The sequence below is a fragment of the Rubrivirga sp. genome (assembly GCF_049648075.1).
In the GTDB taxonomy this organism is placed as follows: Bacteria; Bacteroidota; Rhodothermia; order Rhodothermales; family Rubricoccaceae; genus Rubrivirga.
In genome coordinates, this window is sequence record NZ_JBARYR010000668.1 from 1 (window position 1) to 3,739 (window position 3,739).

Annotated in this window: 4 protein-coding genes; 2 read left to right on the plus strand and 2 right to left on the minus strand. The window is 70.4% G+C overall.

Features of this window, described 5'->3' with window-relative positions; translation table 11 throughout:
- Nucleotides 1-297 precede the first annotated feature (297 nt).
- Nucleotides 298-2,004 carry a DEDD exonuclease domain-containing protein gene (locus WBA11_RS17935; RefSeq protein ID WP_424522002.1) on the minus strand — a complete coding sequence of 569 codons (1,707 nt, stop codon included), beginning with the start codon at nt 2,002-2,004 and terminating at the stop codon, nt 298-300.
- 118 nt (nt 2,005-2,122) lie between these two features.
- Complete coding sequence (locus tag WBA11_RS17940) at nt 2,123-2,266, minus strand: hypothetical protein (protein WP_424522003.1); 144 nt, start codon at nt 2,264-2,266, stop codon at nt 2,123-2,125.
- 264 nt (nt 2,267-2,530) lie between these two features.
- Between WBA11_RS17940 and WBA11_RS17945 the strand changes: the two genes are divergently transcribed.
- Together WBA11_RS17945 and WBA11_RS17950 are read left to right on the plus strand one after the other, a co-directional pair.
- Nucleotides 2,531-3,250, plus strand: coding sequence for a hypothetical protein (locus tag WBA11_RS17945; protein ID WP_424522004.1), 720 nt, complete (start codon nt 2,531-2,533; stop codon nt 3,248-3,250).
- A gap of 66 nt (nt 3,251-3,316) precedes the next feature.
- Nucleotides 3,317-3,739 (plus strand): thiamine pyrophosphate-binding protein (locus WBA11_RS17950; RefSeq protein ID WP_424522005.1); only part of this gene is annotated, 423 nt, incomplete at its 3' end.

The window sequence follows — 3,739 nt, forward strand, 5'->3', positions numbered from 1 at the left end:
GACGCCCTCGGCACGCTCGCGGATCTCGCCCGCGGGTGACCGCCGTCTAGGCCTCGCCCTCGAGGACGACCCCTACAGCACGCCCCACCGGCCTCGATGCCGGCGGGGCGCGTCGTGTGCTGCTGAACGAGCGTGGGCGACTGCGTCTCCGCAAATCCGAGCACGCGGCCTGGACCAGGTATCCTGGGGCGAGACCACCCGTCATCCCGACCTCGAAGAGACGTCCGACGACACGCCCCGTGCACCGCCCTCGAGGGCCGAGGTAGCGACGAAACCGCTGGTCCTACGTCCTAGCGGTCAGTCCGCGGCCGCCGTCACCGTCCCGCGCGCGGCCTCAAGGACGGCGTCCACGAACGCCCCGCCCTCGAGGTCGGAGTTCCATCGGACCACAGTGCCGCCCGTGTTGAGGCGCATCCAGTTCGCCAGCATCCGCATCTCGTCCACGTCCGGCCGGCGGTGACTCTCCGGCGGCAGGGTGTCGGGGTCGAACGCTTGGGCGAGAGCGGCCTCGAGGGCGGCGATCTCGTCCGGGCCGGGGTCCGTGGGCAGGTCGGCGCGGCCCTCCAAACGCCCGTAGCGGATCAGGAAGAGCTGCGCGCCGCCCTCGAGGTCGTTGTAACCGGCGGCTAGAGGCTCGACCAAAACGGCGTGGTGCTCGTGGACCGCACTCGCGATCGTCTTCTGGCGGCCGACCATCCGCTCGAGCCTCCGAAGCTGATCGCGGTACCACCCGGCCGCCTCGTACTCGCGCGCCGCCGCCGCCTCCCGCATCGCGTCCTCGACCAGGTCCACGGCCTCGGTATCCTGGCCCGTCAGGAACCGCCGCACGCGCTCGACCTCGAGGCCGTACTGCTCCGCGCCCTCGCCGCCGACGCACGGCGCGCCGCACCGGCCCATCTCGGCGTAGAGACACGGCCGGCCCAGCGAGAACACGTTGTCGTCGCACTCGCGGAGCTTGAACAGGCGCCCGATCAACTCGGTGAGTTCTTCGGCCTGTCCCCGACGCCCGAGAGGACCGTAGTACTCGGCGCCGTCGTGCGCGATGCGCGGCGTCCACGAGAGCGTCGGGTAGTCGTGGGTCGTGTCGAGCCGGATAAACGGGTAATCGCGGTAGCGCCGCTGGGCGCGGTTGTAGACCGGGAGGTAGTTCTTGATCAGCTTCGACTCTTCTAGGAGCGCCGCCAGTTCGGTCCCGGTCTCGCGCCACGTCACGTTGCGGACGTCGCGGACCAGCTTGCGCGTCTTGGGGTCGTGGTTCTCGACGCCCGTGAAGTAGCTCCTGACGCGGTTGCGCAGGCTCTTGGCCTTGCCGACGTAGATGACGGAGCCGCGGTTGTCGCGCATAAAGTAGACGCCGGGCCGGTCGGGCAGGAGCGGGAGGGCCTGCTCACGGATCTTCTTGAGGTGCGTCGGGACGCGGCGCGTGTCCTTGTAGCGGCGGCGCTGGAAGCCGAGGACGCCATCGACGGTCGTGATGTCGAACTCGAGCCGCATCCGCTCCAGGAGAATCACCAACAGCTCGGCCGTGGCGACGGCGTCGCCGAGCGCACGGTGGCGCCCCTTAACCTCGATGCCGAAGTGCTGCGTCAGCTTCGACAGGCCCTTCGAGGGCAGCGACGAGAGCAGCCGGCGGGCCAGCCGCAGCGTGTCGAGCGACGGGTTCTGGAGCGGCGGCAGCCCCGCGTCGGCGAGCGCCACATCCAGGAAGCGCGCGTCGAACGGCAGGTTGTGGGCCACCAACACCGCGTCGCCCAGGAAGTCGACGACGTGGGGCATCACCTCGCTCGCGTCCGGCTTGCCGTAGACCATCCCCGTCGAGATCCCAGTCAGCCGCGTGATCCGGTTCGGCACGTGACGGCCCGGGTCGATGAGTTGCTGGTACGTGTCCACGATCTCGCCCCCGACCAGCCGCGCGGCGCCGACCTCGATGAGACGGTCCTCGCCCGCCCGAGAGCCGGTGGTCTCGGTGTCGATGATGACGAACTCGGCGCGGTCGACGTCCATGTGGGGGCGGAAGATCGCAAAGGATCGAACCGAACCCGTGACGGACGCCGTGTCACACGCTTCGCACACGTCCTCGAGGACGAACGCAAGACGGCTCCGGTGCGGCCTCGAGGACGGATCAGGCCCCGTCGTCGCGCACGGCCTCGAGGACGCGGTCGGCCGCCGCGTCGAGGACGGCTGACACCACGTCGCTTACGGGGCTGTCGGCGCCCGGCCACAACAGCGGAGACAGGGCGAGGGCCAGCCCCAGCGCGACGAGCATGGGGCCGAGACGGAAACGGGAGCGTCGGCGGGGCACACCGGAGGTACCGGCCGCTCAGCGCGGACTCTGTGACAGCTCGGCCGTTCGTCGAGTCCGGTTGTCCATCGGCACAGGCAAACGGGCGTTGGGAACTCGTCTCCGCGGTATTGTCTGCTCGGCCTCGACGACGATGAACCGCGTCCTCGAGGTCGCACAAATCCAATGGTGTAGCTTCGGCTCACGCCGAGCTCGATCGCTGCTGGATTCGTCGGGCTGTCGTTCGCGATGGCGGCCCTCTTGGTCGTCGGGGCGGCGTGGTCTCCGGTGCGCCGAGGAACGTGGGCGCTGCGCGCTCTCGCCGTCGCCGCGGTCGTGATGGGCGTGTCTGGTGCCCTGGCCCAGGCCGGGGTCTTGGCCGACCTCGACGCGCGGCCCCCGCCGGTCGCGCTGCTGCTGGTGGCGACCTCGATCGGGATGGGAGTGCTGGCGTTTTCCACGTTCGGCGACCGGTTCCTCCAGCTTCCCCTCGCGGTGCTCGTGGGATTCCAGGCGTTTCGGATCGCGGTCGGGCTTTTGCTGGCGGCGTCTTCGACGGCCGGCATCGTGCCCATCGAGGTGTCGTACCACGGGCTCAACTTCGACGTCGTCACGGGCGTGCTCGGATTGGTGTTGGGCGTCTGGCTCTGGCTCGGATCGCCGCCTCGGGGTCTGGTCGTGGCGTGGAACGTGCTCGGGCTCGCGCTGCTCGCGACGGTCGTCGGGGTCGCCGCGACATCGGCGTTCGGGATCTTCGAGACCGAGCCGCGCATGACCCTGCCAGCGTCGTGGCCGGGCGTGTGGCTTCCAGCGTGGCTCGTTCAGGTCGCCTTCTTCGGCCACCTGCTCGTGTTCCGCGCGCTCCGCCACGACGCAGATGGCAGCATCGAGAGCCGTCAGGCCGGCGCAGCCAACGCGGATCTCGAGAGCCGCACAGCCGGCCTCTCCCGTCCGGCCGCGACGACCTAGTCTCGACCTCGAGGGCGAACCGGGTGCGAGGGCTCGCCGTCCACGGCGCCCGGCTTCTCGCTCCCCATGACCGCTCCGCATCTCGGCCCCTTCCCGACGCTCAACGCGATGTGGGCCGCGCTCTTGGTCGAGGAGCTGGTCCGGCAGGGCGTGCGGCTGTTCGTCGTCGCGCCTGGATCGCGGAGCACACCGCTCGCGCTCGCTCTCGCGGCGCACCCGTCGGCCGAGGTCGTCGTGCATTGGGACGAGCGAGCGGCGGCGTTTCTAGCTCTGGGACACGGGAAAGCCGTCGGCGACCCCGCGGCCGTCGTGACGACGAGCGGGACGGCTGTCGCGAACCTGCTCCCCGCCGCCGCCGAAGCCGATGCGGCCGGCGTCCCCCTCCTCCTTCTCACGGCCGACCGGCCCGTCGAGCTGCGAGACACGGGCGCTAACCAGACCCTGCGCCAGCCGGCGCTCTTGGACGGCGTCACGCGGTGGACGTTCGAC